This is a genomic window from Eleftheria terrae, from assembly GCF_030419005.1.
Lineage (GTDB): Bacteria > Pseudomonadota > Gammaproteobacteria > Burkholderiales > Burkholderiaceae_C > Caldimonas > Caldimonas terrae.
Genome location: NZ_CP106951.1, coordinates 672058 through 691334, shown reverse-complemented (window position 1 = coordinate 691334; position 19277 = coordinate 672058). Strand labels below are relative to the sequence as shown.

Annotated in this window: 16 protein-coding genes and 1 riboswitch; of the genes, 13 read left to right on the top strand and 3 right to left on the bottom strand. The window is 70.5% G+C overall.

Features of this window, described 5'->3' with window-relative positions:
* Positions 1–92 precede the first annotated feature (92 nt).
* The 8 genes from N7L95_RS03295 (at position 93) to mmsB (ending at position 9405) form a co-directional block, all read left to right on the top strand.
* Positions 93–1028: a TRAP transporter substrate-binding protein gene (locus N7L95_RS03295; RefSeq protein WP_301260055.1), complete on the top strand. Its 936-nt coding sequence runs from the start codon at positions 93–95 to the stop codon at positions 1026–1028.
* Positions 1029–1144: 116 nt separating this feature from the next.
* Complete coding sequence (locus tag N7L95_RS03290) at positions 1145–1612, top strand: TRAP transporter small permease (protein WP_301260054.1); 468 nt, start codon at positions 1145–1147, stop codon at positions 1610–1612.
* Positions 1603–2886: a TRAP transporter large permease gene (locus N7L95_RS03285; RefSeq protein ID WP_301258389.1), complete on the top strand. Its 1284-nt coding sequence runs from the start codon at positions 1603–1605 to the stop codon at positions 2884–2886. Before N7L95_RS03290 ends, N7L95_RS03285 begins: the two co-directional genes overlap by 10 nt.
* Before the next feature lie 457 nt (positions 2887–3343).
* Entirely contained in the window at positions 3344–5140 is a 1797-nt protein-coding gene (locus N7L95_RS03280) for a protein kinase domain-containing protein (RefSeq protein WP_301258388.1), read from the top strand.
* Between the two features lie 9 nt (positions 5141–5149).
* Entirely contained in the window at positions 5150–6199 is a 1050-nt protein-coding gene (locus tag N7L95_RS03275) for a polysaccharide deacetylase family protein (RefSeq protein WP_301258387.1), read from the top strand.
* Positions 6196–6804 (top strand): hypothetical protein, encoded by a 609-nt coding sequence (locus N7L95_RS03270; protein WP_301258386.1) that lies wholly within the window; start codon positions 6196–6198, stop codon positions 6802–6804. Before N7L95_RS03275 ends, N7L95_RS03270 begins: the two co-directional genes overlap by 4 nt.
* A 62-nt stretch (positions 6805–6866) precedes the next feature.
* A riboswitch (cobalamin riboswitch) is annotated at positions 6867–7089 on the top strand.
* 155 nt (positions 7090–7244) lie between these two features.
* Positions 7245–8405, top strand: a complete 1161-nt coding sequence (locus tag N7L95_RS03265; protein ID WP_301258385.1) for an acyl-CoA dehydrogenase family protein — start codon at positions 7245–7247, stop codon at positions 8403–8405.
* A 97-nt stretch (positions 8406–8502) separates the two neighbouring features.
* On the top strand, positions 8503–9405 hold the full coding sequence (gene mmsB / locus N7L95_RS03260) for a 3-hydroxyisobutyrate dehydrogenase (protein ID WP_301258384.1): 903 nt from the start codon (positions 8503–8505) through the stop codon (positions 9403–9405).
* 24 nt (positions 9406–9429) lie between these two features.
* On the opposite strand, the gene N7L95_RS03255 is transcribed toward mmsB, so the two are convergent.
* Complete coding sequence (locus tag N7L95_RS03255) at positions 9430–10446, bottom strand: LysM peptidoglycan-binding domain-containing protein (protein ID WP_301258383.1); 1017 nt, start codon at positions 10444–10446, stop codon at positions 9430–9432.
* A gap of 278 nt (positions 10447–10724) precedes the next feature.
* Here N7L95_RS03255 and N7L95_RS03250 point away from each other — a divergent pair, with 278 nt between their 5' ends.
* From N7L95_RS03250 to N7L95_RS03240, 3 genes are all read left to right on the top strand, one after another.
* Complete coding sequence (locus tag N7L95_RS03250; RefSeq protein ID WP_301258382.1) at positions 10725–11678, top strand: manganese catalase family protein; 954 nt, start codon at positions 10725–10727, stop codon at positions 11676–11678.
* 95 nt (positions 11679–11773) lie between these two features.
* Complete coding sequence (locus tag N7L95_RS03245) at positions 11774–12694, top strand: ZIP family metal transporter (RefSeq protein WP_301258381.1); 921 nt, start codon at positions 11774–11776, stop codon at positions 12692–12694.
* 280 nt (positions 12695–12974) lie between these two features.
* Positions 12975–13646 carry a CAP domain-containing protein gene (locus N7L95_RS03240; RefSeq protein WP_301258380.1) on the top strand — a complete coding sequence of 224 codons (672 nt, stop codon included), beginning with the start codon at positions 12975–12977 and terminating at the stop codon, positions 13644–13646.
* A gap of 238 nt (positions 13647–13884) precedes the next feature.
* Here the strand turns inward: N7L95_RS03240 and N7L95_RS03235 are convergent, their stop codons facing one another.
* Both N7L95_RS03235 and N7L95_RS03230 read right to left on the bottom strand, forming a co-directional pair.
* Complete coding sequence (locus tag N7L95_RS03235) at positions 13885–15456, bottom strand: methyl-accepting chemotaxis protein (RefSeq protein WP_301258379.1); 1572 nt, start codon at positions 15454–15456, stop codon at positions 13885–13887.
* Between the two features lie 230 nt (positions 15457–15686).
* Positions 15687–16682: a TRAP transporter substrate-binding protein gene (locus tag N7L95_RS03230; RefSeq protein ID WP_301258378.1), complete on the bottom strand. Its 996-nt coding sequence runs from the start codon at positions 16680–16682 to the stop codon at positions 15687–15689.
* Between the two features lie 288 nt (positions 16683–16970).
* Here N7L95_RS03230 and N7L95_RS03225 point away from each other — a divergent pair, with 288 nt between their 5' ends.
* Positions 16971–18218 carry an acetylornithine/succinyldiaminopimelate transaminase gene (locus tag N7L95_RS03225; RefSeq protein ID WP_301258377.1) on the top strand — a complete coding sequence of 416 codons (1248 nt, stop codon included), beginning with the start codon at positions 16971–16973 and terminating at the stop codon, positions 18216–18218.
* Positions 18215–19264, top strand: coding sequence for an arginine N-succinyltransferase (locus N7L95_RS03220; protein WP_301258376.1), 1050 nt, complete (start codon positions 18215–18217; stop codon positions 19262–19264). The genes N7L95_RS03225 and N7L95_RS03220 overlap by 4 nt, the downstream gene beginning before the upstream one ends.
* The last annotated feature ends 13 nt before the right edge of the window (positions 19265–19277 follow it).

The following is a 19277-nucleotide window of genomic DNA, read 5'->3' as shown; positions in this document are numbered from 1 at the left end:
ACAAGCACCGCCCACAAGGAGACCCGACCATGTTCACCCTGCCGCGCTTCACCCACCCCGCCAAGGCCTTGCCGCGCCTCGCCGCGCTCGCGATGTCGGCCGCCCTGTCGCTGGGCGCCCACGCCACCGAGTTCCGCTCCTCCGACATCCACCCCGACGACTACCCCACGGTGGCCGCCGTGAAGTACATGGGCCAGGTCTTGCAGAAGCTGACCAACGGCAAGCACAGCGTGGCGGTCTTCAGCAACGGCCGGCTCGGCAGCGAGAAGGACGCGATCGAGCAGACCAAGCTGGGTGCGATGGCCATGACACGGGTGAACATCGCGCCGATGAACAACATTTGCCCGGCCACCGTGGTGCCGACCATGCCCTTCCTGTTCCGCAGCAAGGAGCACCTGCGGGCGGTGCTGGACGGGCCGATCGGCGAAGAGATCCTGAAAAGCTGCGAGCCGCAGGGCTTCATCGGCCTGGCCTTCTACGACAGCGGTGCCCGCTCGGTCTATTCGGTGAAGAAGCCGATCCGCACCCTGGCAGACGCGCGCGGCATGAAGGTCAGGGTGCAGCAGTCCGACCTGTGGGTGTCCCTGCTGGAAGCGATGGGCGCCAACGCCACGCCGATGCCGTTCGGCGAGGTGTACACCGCGCTGAAGACCGGCCTGGTCGACGCGGCAGAGAACAACTACCCCTCCTACGAAAGCTCGCGCCACTTCGAGGTGGCCCGCTACTACTCCAAGACCGAGCACTCGATGGCGCCCGAGATGCTGCTGTTCAGCAAGCGGGTGTGGGACAAGCTCAGCGCCGACGAGCAGAAGGCGCTGCGCCAGGCGGCCCGCGAATCGGTGCCCTACATGCGCCGGCTGTGGGACGAACGCGATGCCCGCTCGCTGGCCGCCGTCAAGGCCGCCGGCGCCCAGGTGGTCGAGGTCGACAAGGCATCCTTCCAGGCGGCCATGAAACCGGTCTACGACAAGTACGTGACCGACCCGCGCCTGAAAGAGATGGTCAAGCGCATCCAGGACACCCAGTGAGCGAGGCCACCATGAATCCCACTCTCGCCAAGGCGCCCCTGGGGCGCGCTGCGCCGCAGGCGGCCGGCAGCGGGCTGGCCGTGCGGCTGTGCACGGCGTACAGCCGCCTGTGCGCCATGCTGGCGCGGACCTGCATGGTGCTGGGCGTGGCCGGCCTGATTGCGCTGGTGGCGGCCGTCTCCTGGCAGGTCTTCGGTCGCTATGTGCTCAACAGCACACCCACCTGGGCCGAGAGCCTGGCCCTGGTGCTCGTGCTCTACGTCACCATGCTGGGCACCGCGGCCGGCGTGCGCGATGCCGGCCACATCGGCCTGGAGTCGCTGCTGGTCCTGCTGCCGGCGGCCGTGCGGCGGCGCTTCGAGATGCTGATCCACCTGCTGGTGGGCAGCTTCGGTGCCCTGATGAGCATCGGCTGCCTGGAGCTGGCCCAGTCGGTGGCCGACTACCGGCTGCCCACGCTCGGCATCTCGGAAGCTTTCAAGTACTGGCCGGCGGTGATCGCCGGCGTGCTGATCGTGATGTTCTCCCTGGAACACCTCATCGCCCTGGTGCGCGGCACCGACGTGGAGCCCGCATGGCACTGAGCGTCCTCACCCTGGCCTTCTTCGGCCTGCTGATCATCGGCGTGCCGGTGGCGTTCTCGATCGGGCTGTCGGCCCTGGCCACCATTGCCTGGGAGGGGCTGCCGCTGGCGGTCGGCTTCCAGCAGATGACCTCGGGCATGAACGCTTTCTCCTTCCTGGCCATTCCCTTCTTCATCTTCGCCGGCGAGTTGATGCTGCACGGCGGCATTGCGGACAAGATCGTCGATTTCGCACGCAGCCTGGTCGGCCACATCCGGGGCGGGCTCGGCATGTCGAACGTGGTGGCCAACACCCTGTTCGGCGGCGTCTCGGGCTCGCCGGTGGCCGACGTCTCGGCCATGGGCGCGGTGATGATCCCGATGATGAAGAAGGAGGGCTACCACGCCGACTACGCCGTCAACGTCACGACGCACGCGGCGCTGGTCGGCGCCCTGATGCCCACCAGCCACAACATGATCATCTACACCCTGGCCGCCGGCGGCAAGGTGTCGCTGGCGGCGCTGATCCTGGCCGGCATGCTGCCAGCCTTGCTGCTGACGCTGTGCAACCTGGCGGCGGCCTACCTGGTGGCGGTGCGGCGGGGCTATCCGGCCGGCCGTTTCCCCGGCTGGGCCATCGTCGCGCGCAGCTTCGCGGCCTCGCTGCCGGGGCTGCTGGTGGTGGTGGTGATCCTGGGCGGCATTCTTTCCGGCGTGTTCACCGCCACGGAGTCGGCGGCCGTGGCAGTGCTGTACGCGCTGGGACTGACCGTGCTCGTCTATCGCAGCCTCAGCTGGGAGCACTTCCTGAAGGCCGGGGCCAAGGCGGTCAAGACCACCGGCATCGTGCTGCTGCTGATCGGCATCTCGGGCATCTTCGGCTACCTGATCAGCCTCTACGGCGTGGCCGAGCTGACCGGCCGGGCGCTGGCTGCGGTGACCGAGAACCCGTGGCTGATCTTCCTGCTGATCAACGTCATCCTGTTCCTGCTCGGCACCTTCCTCGACATGGCGGCAACCATCCTGATCTGCACGCCCATCTTCCTGCCCATCGCCCAGCACTACGGCATGAGCGAGATCCAGTTCGGCATCATGCTGCTGCTCAACTGCGCACTCGGGCTCAACACGCCGCCGGTCGGCACCGTGCAATTCGTCGGCTGTGCGATTGGCGGTGTGTCGGTGGGGCAGGTGATGCGCACCATCTGGCCCTTCTACGGCGCGCTGCTCGTCGCGCTGCTGGGGGTGACCTACGTGCCCGCCTTCTCGATGTGGCTGCCGGAGCTGCTGCTGAAGTGAGGCGGCCGCCGCGGCGCGGGCGGCGGGCTCCGCCGCCGGCTTTCGGCGGGCAGCCACTAACTCAGGCTGACCCCCCGCGAACAAGCGGTTTGTTTCTTGTTGTTTCCACCGGGTCGCGGATTTATCGTCCGAACCGGGCAAACTCCCGAAGTTTCCGCCAGAGAACTGCCGGCCGCGACCGAGGTGACGGCGCCGGCCGGAGACAGGTGAGGACGGCCCTGCCGCCCCCCGGGTGTACCCCCGGCTCGGCGCTAGGCCCGGCAGGGAGGAAAGAGCAAGCAACATGTCAGAAGCAGGAAGTTCAAGCGGGCGTCGCCCGGACCCATTGACGGACACGCCGTCCCCGGCGGCTCGGCCGCACGAGGATGACGCGACCCGCATCTGGTCGACACTGGCGCCCGCCAGCACGCCGGCCGCGCCGGTGCCGCCCAGCGTGGCCGCCGCGCCGGTGGCGCCCATGGCCCCCGTTCCACCGGTGCCGCCGGTGCAAACCCCCACCGCGCCCGCCGTGCCGCCGGCGCCGCCGCTGGCCCAGCCGCAAAGGCCGATCGCCGGCACGTTGCCGGGCAGCGCCGCCGTAGGCAGCGCCGCGGTGCGCCAAGTCGGCCGCTACCAGATCCTGGAGCGCCTGGGCAGCGGGGCGATGGCCACCGTCTTCAAGGCGCACGACCCCGGCATCGGCCGCGACGTGGCCATCAAGTTCCTGCATGCGTCGTTGTGCGAGGAAGAGGGCTACCGGGCCCGCTTCCTGCGCGAAGCGCGGGCGGCCGGCGGGCTGTCGCACGCCAACATCGTCACCGTGCACGACGTCGGCGAGATCGAAGGCCGGCCCTACATGGCCATGGAGCTGATCGAGGGCCAGCCCCTCAACGAGCTGATGGACCAGGGCAAGCCGCTGCCGCTGCGCGACGTGCTGGTGATGGGTATCCAGCTGGCCCGGGCGCTCGACTATGCGCATTCGCGCGGTGTGGTGCACCGCGACATCAAGCCGGCCAACATCCTGCGCCCCAAGGGCAGCCGCACCATCAAGGTGACCGACTTCGGCATCGCCCACATGGAAAGCGGCGCCGACCAGCGCACCCGGGTCGGCGACATCCTCGGCACGCCACAGTACATGTCGCCCGAGCAGACCCAGGGCCACAAGATCGACGGTCGCTCCGACCTGTTCTCGGCCGGCATCGTGCTCTACCAGATGCTCACCGGCCAGCGCCCCTTCCTGGGCGAGAGCCTGGTGGCGCTGGCGGTACAGATCGCCAACCAGGAGCCGACCCCGATCGACAAGCTGCGCCCCGGGCTGCCGCCGGCCTTGCGCCGGGTGGTCGACCGCTGCCTGGCCAAGTCGCCGGACCGGCGCTTCCAGAGCGGCAAGGAACTGGCCGAGGCGCTCGGCAAGGTGCTGGCCGAGGTCGATGCCGCCGCCCGCGAGAAGGACCGCCCCCGCATCGTGCCGCTGCGCGTGAAGTGGGCCGCGATGATGGCGCTGATCGTCGCGGTGGTGATGGCCATCACCGCCACCGTCATCACGCAGCGGCAGTACGCCGCGATGATCAGCCAGGTCACCGACTACGGCGCCGCCTTGTCGCGCTTCATTGCCGCGCAGAACGCGGTGCCGGCGCTGTCGGAGGACTGGGCGGCGGTGGAGGTCGGCGTGCAGGAGGTCATGAAGACCCGCGACTTCGACAGCGTCACCGTGATCGACCGCGAAGGCATCGTGCGCGCGGCCAGCCGGCCGGCGCTGCTGGGCCGGCCCTACGAGCCCCCGCAGGGCGAGGCCCTGGGCCAGCGCGAGGGCGGCGTGGCCGTGTCGCGCTACACCGTGCAGGGCAAGACGGTGCTCGGCTTCCAGGTGCCCATCACCTTCCAGGACAAGCAGGTCGGCCGGGTCGCGCTCGGGCTGCCCGAGCAGCCGCTGGCGCAGGTGGCCCGGCTGTCGATGATCCTGATGGTGGTGCTGGTGGTCGTGACGGTGCTCGCGGTGGCCATCGCGATGTATTTTGTTGCCAACTGGTTCGCCCAGCCGATCAAGTTGCTGACCGAGTCGATGGGCGAGATCGCCCGCGGCCGCTTCGACCACCGCATCCGCGAACAACGCAAGGACGAGTTCGGCCAGCTGTATGTCGCCTTCGACCAGATGGCGCAGGCCCTGCAAGACCGTCAATCAGGCAACCTCGGCCTGACCACCGGCGCGCCGCTCGGCGCGACCCAGCACGGCACGACTGCGGCCGGCAGCAGCGCCTCCAAACCGGCACCCTAGGGAGTACAGATGGGTTCATCCACACCACGGCGGCCTGCCACGGGCCGCATCGCGGGGGCGCTGCGCGGCCTCGCGCTGGGCAGCCTGGCCTGCCTGCTGGCCGCCTGCGGCGGCCTGCCGACCGGCCCGGCGACCGGCAACGGCTCGGGCGAGATCCTGGGCCGCAGCCCGCGCTTCGTGATCTACCAGCCGGGCCCCGGCGACAACCTGCGCAGCATTGCCAGCCGCTTCCTCGGCGACGAGGACCGCTACTGGGTGATCGGCGACTTCAACAACATCGACGAGGCGCAAGCCGGCGAGCCGCTCGCCATCCCGCTGAAGACGCTGAATCCGTCCGGCATCTACGCCGACTACTACCAGACGGTGCCCATCCTCTGCTACCACCGCTTCGGCACGGTGGGCGGCAAGATGGCGGTGTCGGCGGCCAGCTTCGCGGCCCAGCTCGAATGGCTGGCCCGCAACGACTACCACGTGATCCGCCTGGAACAGCTGATGGCCTACCTGGAAGGCGGCCAGCCGCTGCCCAAGCGCTCGGTGGTCATCACGATCGACGACGGTTTCGAGTCGGTGCACCGCTATGCCTTCCCGCTGCTGCGCAAGTACAACATGCCGGCCACGCTGTTCGTCTACACCGACTTCATCGGTGGCGGCGAGGCGCTGAGCTGGCCCCAGCTGCAGGAGCTGGCCGATTCCGGCCTGGTCGACATCCAGGCGCATTCCAAGACCCACCGCAACCTGCTGGATCGGCCGCCCGGCCTGCCGGAAGCCGCCTACCGCCAGCAGTTGCAGGCCGAGGCCCAGGTGCCGCGCGAGGTGCTCGAGCGCAAGCTGAAGAAGGTCAAGGTGCGGCATTTCGCCTATCCCTACGGCGATGCCAACGAAGCGGTGCTCGAAGCCATGGAGCGCAACAAGTACGACATGGCCGTCACCGTCAATCCGGGTGGCAACGCCTTCTTCGCCCAGCCGCTGATGCTCCGGCGCAGCATGATCTACCGAGACGACAGCCTCACCACCTTCCGCGCCAAGCTGCAGGTCACGCAGGGAACACGCAAGCCATGACATCGCCTCTTCCTGCCTTCCGTCTTGCTTCCGTGCTGGCACGCAGTGCCCGCCTTGCGGCCGCTGGCGGCCTGTCCCTGGGCCTGCTGGCTTGCGCCGGCGGCCCGCCCAGTGCGCCGGAGGAGGCACCCGCGCCCTTGCCGGCCGTGCAGGGCTCCCGCAATGCGAGCTACGAAAGCGAGCTGCGCCAGCGGGCCCAGACCCAGACGCAGCAGCGGCGGCTGGCCGATGCGGCCGTCAGCTGGGAACTGCTCACCGTGTTGCGCCCCGAGGTGGACGAATACCGCGAGCGCCTGGCCGACGTGCGCCGGCACATCGAGCTGGCCGTCGCCGAACACGCGCGGCGTGCCCAGCAGTTCCAGCGTCGTGGCGAGCTCGACCGTGCGGCGTCGCAGCACCTGGCCGTGCTGGCCCTGAAGCCGGACGACGAGGTGGCCGCCGATGCCCTCCGCGCCATCGAGCGCGAGCGCAACCGGCGCAACTACCTCGGCAAGTACTCGCGCATCACGCTCGCGAAGCGGCTTGGATCGTCGCCTTTCATGGTGGCGCAGCCCGATGACGCCTTGACCGCCTCGCCCGGCCGCCGCAGCGGCGCCGTGCGCTGAGGCGGCGGCCGCCCCGGCTGCTGGAGCGCAGGCGCCGGCTTGGCGACACTGGGGGCTTCTGCTAAGGTCCGCCGCATGCAGGTGCTCTCCAGGATGTCTCCTCGCGAGAGTGAAACGGGAACGCGGTGAGGCCGGCCCCCAGGCGCCGGCGCAGGCCGCGACTGCCCCCGCAACGGTAGGCAAGGGTGGCCGCGTCATCGACGCCACTGGAGTGCGTTCAGGCTCCGGGAAGGCGACGCGGCAGGGCTTGCAAGTCCGGAGACCGGCCTGCATGCGCGCGCCGGTGCCCTCGTGCGTCGGCCGCGTTCAAGCGTTCCGCTTGCGGTGGGCGAGCGGTGCGGGGTGCGCGGACGCCTGTTGTCGTACGGTTGGATGGATGTGCAGGTCCATCCGGCCGGTGGCTGCCGCTCGCCTCGTCGTCTGATGAGGAGCAGCACCGCATGGACTTCGAACTGAACGAAGACCAGCAAGCCTTTCGCCGCGCTGCGCGCGATTTCGCCGAGCGTGAGCTGGCCCCCCACGCCGCGCGCTGGGACCAGGAAGGGCATTTTCCAAAAGCACAGCTCGCGCTGGCCGGCCAGCTCGGCTTCTGCGCGCTCTATACCCCACAGCCCCTGGGCGGCAGCGGCCTGTCGCGACTGGACGCGACGCTGGTGTACGAGGAACTGGCGCGTGTCGATCCTTCGACCACGGCCTACCTGAGCATCCACAACATGGCCACCTGGATGGTGGCGCGCTGGGGCCGGCCCGACCTGGCCGGGCAGTGGATACCGCGGCTGGCCAGTGGCACTGCGCTGGCGTCCTACTGCCTCACCGAGCCGGGTGCCGGCTCCGACGCCGCCGCGCTGCGCACCACCGCGCGGCGCACCGCCGACGGCTGGTGCATCGACGGCAGCAAGGCCTTCATCTCCGGCGCCGGCGAGACCGAGTTGCTGGTGGTCATGGCCCGCACCGGTGGCCCGCAGGCCGACGGCATCTCGGCCTTCGCGGTGCCGGCCGACACACCGGGCATCCGCTATGGGCGCCGGGAAGCGAAGATGGGCTGGAACAGCCAGCCCACCCGGGCGGTGCACTTCGATGCAGTGCAGGTCGGGCCGCAGCACCTGCTCGGCCAGGCGGGCGAGGGCTTTCGCATGGCGATGCGCGGCCTCGATGGCGGCCGCCTTGGCATCGCGGCCTGTTCGGTCGGCGGGGCCCAGGGCGCATTGGACGCCGCCTGCCGGCACCTCTGCGAGCGGCGCCAGTTCGGCCGCCCGCTGGCGCAGTTCCAGGCCTTGCAGTTCAAGCTGGCCGACATGGCGACCGAGCTGACCGCCGCGCGCCAGATGGTGCGCCTGGCCGCCTCGCGCCTGGACCGCGACGACCCGCACGCCAGCGTCTATTGCGCGATGGCCAAGCGGCTGGCCACCGACGCCGGCTTCGAGGTCTGCAACCAGGCGCTGCAGTTGCACGGCGGCTATGGCTACACCCGCGATTACCCGCTGGAGCGGCTATTGCGCGACCTGCGGGTGCACCAGATCCTGGAAGGCAGCAACGAGATCATGCGGGTCATCGTCGCCCGGCACCTGCTGGAGCAGCCTGACCTGGAGCACCTGAGGTGAGGCGCCAAGGGCGCATGATCGTCCCGGGCGCCCTTGGCGGCGCCTGTTTCGCGGCTGTGTCTGTACACGAGGGCGGCAAGCCCGCCAGGAGGCAAGGATGACGACCATCGCATTTTTCGGCCTCGGCAACATGGGTGGCCCGATGGCGCGCCGCCTGTTGGGCGCCGGCCACCAGTTGCTGGGCCTCGACCCGTCGGCGGCGGCATGCGCCGCCTTCGCCGCAGCGGGCGGGCTGGTGGCTTCCAGTGGCCCGCAGGCGGTGGCCGACGCCGAGGTGGTGATCTCGATGCTGCCGGCGGCCCAACATGTCGAGCGCCTCTACCTGGGCGACGGGGTGGCGGACGGCCTGCTCGACCACATCGATGCCGACGCACTGGTGATCGACTGCTCCACCATCGGCCCGCATCCCGCCCGCCGGCTGGCCGAGCGCTGCCAGGCGCGTGGCATCGATTGCCTGGACGCGCCGGTGTCCGGCGGCACCGCGGGAGCCGAAGCCGGCACGCTCACCTTCATGGTCGGCGGCCCGGCGGCTGCGCTGGAACGGGCGCAGCCCGTGCTGCAGGCCATGGGCAGCCAGGTCTTCCACGCCGGCGCGGCCGGGGCCGGGCAGGCCGCCAAGCTCTGCAACAACATGCTGCTGGGGGTGTTGATGGCCGGCACGGCCGAGGCACTGCAACTCGGCGCGGCGCATGGGCTGGACGTCGCAGTGCTGTCGCAGATCATCTCGCGCAGCTCCGGCCGCAACTGGGCACTGGAGGTCTACAACCCGTGGCCGGGCGTGATGCCGACGGCGCCAGCCTCGCGTGGCTACAGCGGCGGCTTCGCCAGCGCGCTGATGCTCAAGGACCTGGGGCTGGCCGCCGAAGCGGCGCTGCAGAGCGGCACCCCGACGCCGCTGGGCGAACTGGCGCGCAACCTGTACGCGCTCCATAACGCGGCCGGCCAGGGCGGCCGCGATTTCTCCAGCATCCTGGAGTTGCTGCGCCCACCGGCGGCCTGAGGTGGCGGACGGCGGGCCAGGGGCTCACTTCAGCGTCTTGAACTTCTCCTTCAGCGACACGGCCTTGCGGCGCTCCAGCCGGGCAGTGTCGTTCTCGGGGTCCAGTTCGAGCACCCGGTCCCACTGGCGGATGGCACCGTCCAGGTCCTGCCGTGCGAAGGCGCTGCGAGCGTTCACGGTGTGGCGCGAGACCAGCTGCTTGCGCAGCTGGGCGGCCTTGCCGGCCGCGGCAGGGTGGCCGAGGCTCGCGGCGCGGCGGTACTCGGCCAGCGCGCGGTCGGCATCGCCAGCCCGCTCGGCCGACTCGCCCATGCTGAGTGCCCGCTCACCGGCCGAAGGCTCCGGCGGTGCCGGCGGTGGGGGAGGCGGCGGTGGTGGCGGCGGCGGCGGGGGAGGCGGCGGCGGTGGCGGTGGCGGCGGAGGCTCCCGCTTCGGCTCCTGCCGCGGCGGAGGGGCTTCGCGCTCACGCTCACGCTCACGGTCGCGATCGCGGTCGCGTTCCCGATCACGTTCGCGCTCCAGCGTGCCGGGCGGCGGCGCCTTGCCTGGAATGCGCAGCACCTGCCCGCCGCTGACCTGGCGGGGGGCCTTGATGTCGTTGTAGCGGGCGAGGATGTAGAAGGCGTAGATGTCGCCGAGGAAGCGGCCGGCGATCTTGGACAAGGTGTCGCTCGGGCGCACGGTGTAGGCAAACGACTCGCGGCCGAGCGTGGCCACCGGGTCGGCGGTGATCTGGCGCATCAGGTTGAGGGCCAGCTTGTTGGTCGGGTCCAGCGACAGGGCCCGCTGCAACTCCTGCTTCGCCTGCTCTTCGTTGCCGGCTTCCAGCGCATCGGCGGCGGCCAGGGCGCTGCGCTGGGCCTGCTGCAGCATGGCAGGCGTGCGCACGGTGGGTGCGCTGGCAGCCGCCGGCGGCTCGACGGCCGCCTCGGGAGCGGGCGGTGGTTCTGCGGGAGGAGGGGTGGTACAGCCCGCCAGCAAGCCGAGCACGGCCGGCAGCACGAGCGCCACACGCGGGTTCTTAGAAAGCTTGAACGTCATCCGTTAGCCAAGTGGTCCGTGTTGTAAGACGGATTAGATGGGAAAACTCCGGCCCTCGCCAATGCTGGCCACGTTGCGCGTGCAGCGGTGCGGAACTAGTTGACGTTTTTGACGCGGTACCGGGCTGCCGCGAGGCTGGGCGCGGGCTCCCGCTAGCCTATCGCACCGATGAAAAAAACGCATCGCCCGTACAGGGGGGCGGGCAAGGCAATTGCCTCATGAGCTGGGTCGCCCCAGCTTCGCGCTGGTCGTCGTCCCACGTTTTTCAAGGAGTCAAAATGTTCGCTCACAACAAGCGGTTGCAGTACACAGTCCGCGTCAGCGAGACCAATCCCGGCCTGGCCAATCTGCTGCTGGAGCAATTCGGCGGGCCTCAGGGGGAACTGGCCGCCGCCTGTCGCTATTTCACCCAGGCCCTGGCTGAAGACGATCCAGGCCGCAAGGACATGCTGATGGACATTGCCACCGAGGAGCTGAGCCACCTGGAGGTGATCGGCACCATCGTGGCGATGCTCAACAAGGGTGCCAAGGGTCGCATCTCCGAAGGGGTGGAAGAGGAAGCGGAGATGTACCGCTCCATCACGGGTGCCGGCAATGACTCGCATGTGACGCAGGTGCTGTATGGCGGCGGTCCGGCGCTGACCAATTCGGGCGGTCAGCTCTGGAACGCCGGCTACATCGACTCGATCGGTGACCCATCCGCCGACCTGCGCTCTAACATCGCCGCCGAGGCGCGCGCCAAGATCATCTACGAACGCCTCATCAACGCCACCGACGACCCCGGCGTGAAGGAGGCCCTGGGCTTCCTGATGACGCGCGAGATCGCGCACCAGCAATCCTTCGAGAAGGCGCTGTACTCGATGCAGCCCAACTTCCCTCCGGGCAAGCTGCCGGGCGACCCGCGCTTCACCAACGCCTACTTCAACATGTCGCAGGGCGAAGGGGACATGCGCGGGCCGTGGAACAGCGATGACAACTTCCGCTACATCACCGACCGCGACGAGCAGCAGGCGGTGGACGGCGGCACCGGCCTGCCGGAGCTGCGGCTCAAGCCCGACGAGTTGGCCGTGGCCAAGCAGCTGGTGGCCCGGACCTCGTCCGACCCGACGTCCGATCCGATGACCGGCGCCGAACTGGGCATGGGCCCGAACGAAGCGCTGCTCGACCCGGCCACCGCGTCTTCGGCCCAGGCGCGCAGCCGCCTGGCCCCGGGTACCGGCAAGACGCACTGATGGAAACGGAAGGCGGAACCGCCTTGGAAAAGGCATAAGGTGCAAAGCGGCGGCTTCCGGCCGCCGCCCACCACCACCGCAATGGAGTGACACACGTGGCAGCCCTCGATCCTTTCGACGCCCCCCGTCTCCCGCCGTCATTGACACGGCCGCGGCCCCGGCAGCTGCTTGGGCTCGCCCTGTGGGTGGCCGGTGTCTGCGCCGGGGTGTGGCTGCTGTGGCGGCAACTGGCCGCCGCCGATCCGCGGGTCGGCCAGGCGTGGCTGGGCGGCCTGATGGCCGCTGCCGCCACCGCCTTGGGCACCTTGCCGGTGTTGCTGGCCCACACGCCACCGGCCGAGCGCACGCGCGATGCCATGCTCGGCTTCGGCGCCGGCGTGATGCTGGCGGCCTGCTCCTTCTCGCTCATCGTGCCGGGCCTGGAGGTCGCGGTGCAGCAGGGCGCGGGTCACTGGGGCTCGGCCCTGATCGTCGGCGCCGGCATCCTGCTGGGCGGCGGTTTCGTGTTCGCGCTGGACCGGTGGCTGCCACACGAACATTTCATCAAGGGACGTGAAGGCAAGCAGGCGGCGCTGCTCAAGCGCACTTGGCTGTTCGTCTTCGCGATCTTTCTGCATAACCTGCCGGAGGGGCTGGCCATAGGCGTCGCCTTCGCCGGCAACGACCCGCTGGCCGGCAGTGCGCTGGCCACCGGCATCGCGATCCAGGACGTGCCCGAAGGCCTGGTGGTGGCGCTTGCGCTGCGCACCGCCGGCTATGGGCGGCTGACGGCCGGCGCCCTGGGGGCGGCCACCGGGCTGGTGGAGCCGCTGGGCGCAGTGCTGGGGGCGCTGGTGCTGGCGTTGTCGGCGGTGCTGCTGCCCTGGGGGCTCGCCTTCGCGGCCGGCGCGATGCTCTATGTCATCAGCCACGAGATCATCCCGGAGTCGCATCGCCAGGGCCATGAAGCCTGGGCCACCGGGGGCCTGATGCTCGGCTTCGTCATCATGATGCTGCTGGACACGGCGCTGGGCTGAAGCACTGGCGCGGATGTCCGCCGCCCGCCGCCACCAGGCGCGGCATCGGGCACCGGGTATCCCGCAAGAAACGTGACGGAAGTCACGACCGGCCACCCTCCTGCCGGGGCGGTGCTGGGGCCGGACCGGGCCGCTCGCGCCAGGCAGCGGGGGACCGCGCGCGGCACGCGCCTGCCGTTTGTCGGGGCGATGGGGTCGATGGTCGTGCGCCGGTGCACGGCACGCCGCGATCCGGGCATGATGCGCGGCTTTTCGCCCATCCCTCCTCAGAAGAATCGCCATGTCCTTGTCCAGCGGTGCTGCCCAGCGCCTTTCCTTCCTGTTTGCCGCCGCGATGGCAGCGGCGCTGGTCGCCTGTGGTGGCGGGGGTGGAGGCGGGGGCGGGCAGGACGACACGCCGCAGGACAGCGGTGGCCCGGGCACGGTGGCGCCGGCGCCCGGCGAGCCGCAGGCGCCCGGCGAGCCGCAGGCGCCCGGCGAGCCGCAGGCGCCCGGCGAGCCGCAGGCCGTCCTTGCGGACTGCGGCCTGCCCGACTTCAAGGCCGAGGCGGTGCGGCTGATCAACCAGCACCGTGCGGCCGGTGCCAGCTGTGGCAGCAAGGGCAGCTTCGCGCCGGCCGGCGCGGTGGCCTGGAACGACCAGCTCGCCGCGGCCGCCGCCGGCCACGCGGGCGACATGGCCCAGCACGACTACTTCGACCACACCAGCCGCGACGGCCGCACCTTCGTGCAACGCATCGAGGCCGCCGGCTACCGCTGGTCCTCGGCTTCGGAGAACATTGCCGCCGGGCAGGCAAGCGTCGCCACGGTCGTGGCCGGCTGGATGAAGAGCGACGGCCATTGCGCCAACCTCATGGGCAATGGCGTGCGCCATATCGGGCTGGCTTGCGTGAAGGCCACCGGCGCTGCCTACAACAAGTACTGGGTGCTCAACCTGGCGGCACCGCGGTAAGCGGGCCACCCAGGACGCGGCGCCAGCACACCGCGCCGATACAGCGGACGCTCAAGCTCGACCCGCCCGCTCAGTGAGCTGGCCGGCAAACGCCGGTCGCCCCTGGCCTGGCGGGCCGTCAACGGCGGCCTTCGCCTGATGCGCCCTGGCGTCCTGGCGCGATGGGACGGCACGGGCCGACCTCGGCGGCGCTCCTCGCGGGCCCCGGCTCCTGCGGGGCCTGCCTCGGCATGCCGGGTCAGCCCGCCACTGCCGGTTCGTTGCCGGCGCCGAGGCGGAAGCTCTCGACCGCGCGGGCCAGCTGCATCGCATGCGCTTTCAGGCTGTCGGCCGCCGCGCTCGACTGCTCCACCAGTGCCGCGTTCTGCTGTGTCATCTGGTCCAGCTGGTCCACCGCGGTCTTGACGTGGCCGATGCCGTCCGCCTGCTCGCTGGAGGCGGCCGAGATCTCCGCGATCATGTCGGTGACCTGCTGCACGCTGGCGACGATCTCGCGCATCGTCGCGCCAGCGCCGTTGACGAGGGCGGCGCCGGTTTCCACACGGTCCACGCTCAGGCCGATGAGGCCCTTGATCTCCTTGGCCGCCTGGGCCGAGCGGCCCGCCAGGCTGCGCACCTCCGAGGCCACCACCGCGAAGCCGCGGCCCTGCTCGCCGGCACGTGCTGCCTCGACCGCCGCATTGAGGGCCAGGATGTTGGTCTGGAAGGCGATGCCGTCGATCACACCGATGATGTCGGCAATCCGCTTGCTGCTGTCGTTGATCTCGTCCATGGTGCTCACCACCTGGTCCACCACCGCGCCGCCCCGGCGGGCGACTTCTGCCGCCGAGGTGGCCAGCTCGCTGGCCCGGCGCGAGGCCTCGGCCGACTGGGCCACGGTGACGGCCAGCTGCTCCATCGAGCTGGCGGTTTCCTGCAGGCTGCTGGCGGCCTGTTCGGTGCGGCGGCTCAGGTCTTCGCTGCCGGAAGCCACCTCGCTGCTGGCCACGCGGATCGATTCGCTGGCCTGGCGGATGTCGCCCACCATGCCGCGCAGCGAGCGGTGCATGGTGGACAGGGAGCGGCCAAGCTGCCCGGTCTCATCGCGGCCGCCTTCGCTCAGCTGCCCGGTGAGGTCACCGGTGGCAATGCGGGCCGCCGCCTGCTGCGCCTCGCCCAGCGGCCGCACGATGCTGCGCCGCAGTGCGCCGCCGAGCGCCAAGGCCAGCACCACGTTGATGCCGACCGCCACGAGGTTGATCCAGCGGGTGGCATCCAGCTTGTGCACCGTGGCCACCACGCCGTCCTTGACGCGCTGGTCCTGTAGCTCCAGCAGCCGGTTGGCGCTGGCCAGGTACTCCTTGGTGACGTCGCGGAAGCGCGCCATGGCCTGGGCCAGCGCGGCGGCATCGCCACTCTCCTTGGCCTTGAACATCTCGTCACGCAAGCGCAGGTAGCGGCTGCGTGCCTCGCCCAGCGCCGCCTGCAGCGCCTTGCCTTCCGCGCTCGTCTCAAGCTCGGTGAACTCCTTGATCAGCTCCGACGTGCGGGCGGTGGTCGCCTTCACTTCATTGGCGACCTCGGCACTCAGGGCCGCATCGCTGCTCATGGCCTGCGCGAGCGCACGGCTGCCGTTGACGGCAATGTTCTGCTGCCACTCCGCCATCAGGGCGTGGCGGCGCGCCTGGGGGCCGCCGGCCTCGACCACCAGGTCCTTGATGCCGGCCACATTGACGAGGCTCAGGGCCAGCGACACGAGCATCAGCAAGACGACGAGGCCGAAGCTCAATGCCAGGCGGCTGCCGATGCGCAGGTTGTTGAAGAATTTCATGGTCTACCAGGCTGTGTAGTGCGGCTGCGCTCCGCGGGTTGTGATCAGGGGCCGCGCCGATCGATTTCGCACGGTGGTGCGCAAATGGCGATCGGCGGACCGGCAGGCCGCGTTTTCGGCCCGCCTGCCGCGCGACTTGAGCCGGCGCCGCCACGGCGGTGGCATCAGCGTGACGGATTTGCCGATCTGCGGTAGTCAGTGGTGCAGCCGCCCGGGAGACCGGGCCCCGCTCAACCGCGGCGGGTGTAGTAGGCCAGCAGCGCCCGCGTGTAGTCCATGCCGGCCTTGTGCGCGGTCTCGCGGCCGAAGCGCTCGCCCATCAGGTCGAGCGGACGGCGCAGCTCGGCGCTTGGCGGCTCCACCGTCATGCGGTGGGCGGTCAACTGCTGCTTGGCGGCTTCGTCGGCCTGGCGAGCCAGCTGCCAGCCGCTGCTTTCGGCCTGGCGCGCCGCCTGCAGCAGCGCGGCGCGGGCCGGGTCGGGCAAGCCGCGCCAGACGGCGTCGCTCGCACATACCATGTTCTTCGGAATCCAGGCGCGCAGGTCGATGAAGGTGCTCATCGAGCTCCAGGCCTGGCAATCGACGCCGGTGCTGCTCGAGGTGAACATCGCGTCCAGCCGGCCATCGGCGACGGCGCGAGGCAGGTCGGCCGCGGCGACCGTCACCGCATGGGCGCCCACCAGCTCGGCGAGCCGCTGTGTGGTCTCGTCGTAGACCCGCAGCCGCAGCCCCTTCAGGTCCTGCAGGCGGCCGACCGGGTGGCGGCAGAACAGGCCCTGGGCCGGCCACGGCACCGCATACAGCACCCGCACGCCACGCTCGCCCAGTTGCTGCTGGACCGCCTCGCGGGTGGCTTCCCACAGGTGCTGCGCATCCTCGAAGCTGCGCACGATGAAGGGCAGGGCATCGATGCCCAGCAGCGCATGCTGGCTGGCGCAGGCCGACATCAGCACCTCGCCGAAGGCCAGCTCCTGGCGTTGCAGGGCCGGCAGCACCTGATCCATCGGCTTGAGGCGCCCGTCGGGCACCACCTCGATGTCCAGGCTGCCGCGTGACAGGCTGGCCGCCTGGCTGGCGAAGGCGCGCAGGTTGCGGCCGTGGAAGAGAGCGTCGCCGTAGGCGCCGGACAGGCGCAGCCGGGACGTGCTGGCACGGGCGGGCCGCTGCAAGGCGCCCACGGCGCAGGCAGCGACGCCACCCAGCGCCAGGCGGCGGGACAGGGTCATTCGATTCCTCCTGAGGATGAGCAAGGCAGCCGCAAGGGCCGGCGCAGGCCGGACGCCCCCGCGGCAGGGCCCGGCCGGCCCGCCGCAATGCGGCGCTTCGGCCGCCGGTGCCGAGGCTGAAGTCTAGGGTAAACCCTTGAACCAAGCCGGGGACAGAGGGTCATCCGGGGCAACCCGCAGTGCACCTGCATGACGGCCGACTTCTGAAAATCGCTGTCGCTTTGCCGCAAGACCGGGGCACGGCGCCTGCCTAGACTGGCGCCACCCATCACCCCAGCGACGAACGCCATGAATGCCAAGCTGCAGCCCGCGCCCGAACCCCAAGCCGTCTCGCGTGCCGATTTCGATGACCTGCTGGTGCCGGTCTATGCCCCGAGCCAGGTGGTGCCGCGCCGTGCCCGCGGCCTGTGGCTGCAGGACCAGCAAGGCGTGGAATACCTCGACCTGACCAGCGGCATCGGCGTCACCAGCCTGGGCCATGCGCATCCCGCGGTGGTGCAAGCGCTGCAGGCGCAGGCCGAGCAGCTCTGGCACGTGGGCAACGGCTACACCAACGAGCCGGTGCTGCGGCTCGCTTCGCTGCTCACCGGGGCGACCTTTGCCGACCGGGCCTTCTTCTGCAATTCCGGCGCCGAAGCGAACGAGGCGGCGCTGAAGCTGGCGCGTCGCCATGCCGCACTGAAGCACGGCGACGCCAAGCGGCGCATCGTGGCCTGCCAGCAGTCCTTCCACGGCCGCACGCTGTTCACCGTCACGGCCGGCGGCCAGCCCAAGTACACCGAAGGCTTCGAGCCGCTGCCACCGGGCATCGGCCATGTGCCGTTCAACGACATCGCGGCGGCCGAGCAGGCCATGGGCGACGATGTCTGTGCCGTCATCGTCGAGCCGGTGCAGGGGGAGGGCGGCGTGCTGCCGGCCTCGCACGAGTACCTGCAGGCGCTGCGCCGGCTCTGCGACCGCCACGACGCCCTGCTGATCTTCGACGAGGTGCAATGCGGGCTGGGCCGCACCGGCTCGCTCTATGCCTACATGCACTACGGCGTCGAGCCCGACATCCTCACCACCGCCAAGGCCCTGGGCAACGGCTATCCCATCGGCGCCATGCTGACCCGGCACGACCTGGCCACCAGCCTGTCGGTCGGCACCCACGGCACGACGTATGGCGGCAACCCGCTGGCCTGCGCGGTGGCGGCGGCGGTGGTGCAGATCATCCAGGCACCCGCCTTCCTGACACGGGTCGGGCAGGCAGCCGAGCGCCTGCATGCCGGGCTGCAGCAGCTGCTGGGCGACTTCCCCGGCCTGTTCACGCAGGTGCGCGGCCGCGGCATGATGATCGGCCTGGTGCTGGACGCGGCCCAGCAGGGCCGTGCCAAGGAATTCACCCGCGCGGCCGAGCAAGAGCGGCTGATGCTGCTGATTGCCGGGCCCAACGTCGTGCGGCTGCTGCCGCCGCTGGTGATCAGCGACGCCGAGATCGACGAAGCGCTGCTTCGCCTGCGGGCCACCGCCCGCCGCTTCCTGGCGCCGCAATCATGAGCATGGTGGCCAGCGGCTCACGCGGCTGGGTGGCGCGGCTGGTGCGCGAGCACGACCTGCCGGCCCTGATCGAGCTGACGGCGCAGGCCGACCCGCAGGTGCACACCCTGCCGCGCGCGCCGCAGCAGATCCGCGAGACGGTCGAGCGTTGCATCGATTCGGCCGCCCGCAGCGTCGACGTGCCGGGCGACGAGTCCTACCTGCTGGTGCTGGAAGACCCCCAGGGTGCCTTGCGCGGGGTGGCGGCCATCCGTGCCACCGCCGGCTCGCAGGGCACCTTCTTCGCCTATCGCAACGACGTCGTGCACCACGCCTCGCGCGACCTGCGCATCAGCAACAACGTGCATGTGCTCAACCTGTGCTCGGACCTCACCGACCACACCCAGCTGCTGAGCTTCTTCGTCGCCCGCGAGCAGGTGCCGGCCGAGGCGGCCGAGCTGCTGTCGCGCGCCCGGCTGATGCTGGTGGCCAGCGGCCGCGAGCGCTTCGCCAGCGAATTCTTCGTCTCGCTGGCCGGCTGGACCGATGCGCAGCACGCCTCGCCGTTTTGGGACGCGCTGGGCCGCAAGTTCTTTGGCATGGACTACATGGACGTCGAGCGCAAGGTGGCCGGTGCGCGCAACCGCACGCTCATCGTCGAGCTGATGCCGCACTACCCGGTGTACGTGCCGCTGCTGCCCGACGAGGCGCGCGGCGTGCTCGGGCAGATGCACCCCGAGGCGGCCATGCCCTTCGAGATCCTCAGTGCCGAGGGCTTCGAGGCCGACCGCTACATCGACATCTTCGACGGCGGCCCCATCCTCGAAGCCCACGGCTCCAAGCTGCGCACCCTGGCATCGGCGCAGCGCTGCGTCATCGAGGCGGCCGAGCTGCCGGGCGGCGTGCCCGAGCTGCTGGTGGCCGGCTGCGGCCCCACTGCCGACTTCCGCTGCTGCCGCAGCGCCGGCCTGCTGAAGCTGGACGACGGTTTGCTGCTGGCGCCGGCCGCCACGCTGGCTGCGCTGGGCGTCGCCTCAGGCGACAGCGTGATGGTGGCGGCGGCATGACGAGCAGGAGAAC